Origin of the sequence: Methanosarcina spelaei, assembly GCF_002287235.1 — an archaeon.
GTDB classification, from domain to species: domain Archaea; phylum Halobacteriota; class Methanosarcinia; order Methanosarcinales; family Methanosarcinaceae; genus Methanosarcina; species Methanosarcina spelaei.
This window is the reverse complement of the sequence record NZ_LMVP01000481.1, coordinates 1-243: the sequence shown is the minus strand read 5'-3', so window position 1 is coordinate 243 and position 243 is coordinate 1. Positions and strand designations below refer to the sequence as shown.

The window sequence follows — 243 nt, the reverse complement described above, 5'->3', positions numbered from 1 at the left end:
TATGGAAGTGGAGTTTTGGAGACGGAACATCGTCCACAATCCAGAATCCAAAGCATAAGTATTCAGCTGCAGGAAAGTATACGGTGACACTTACAGTTACTAATGCTAAAGGCAGCAACACGGTAACAGAAACAGACTATATAAAAGTGATATCAAAGCCTGTTTCAAACTTCACCAGCAGTGTTACATCAGGAAAAGCACCATTAAACGTTAAATTTACTGACACAAGCACAGGAACACCTG

At 40.3% G+C, this 243-nt stretch carries 1 protein-coding gene; it reads left to right on the top strand.

Annotation, left to right across the window (positions count from 1 at the left end; all coding sequences use genetic code 11):
* Window positions 1–243 (top strand): PKD domain-containing protein (locus tag ASJ81_RS16890; RefSeq protein ID WP_141241786.1); only part of this gene is annotated, 243 nt, incomplete at both ends.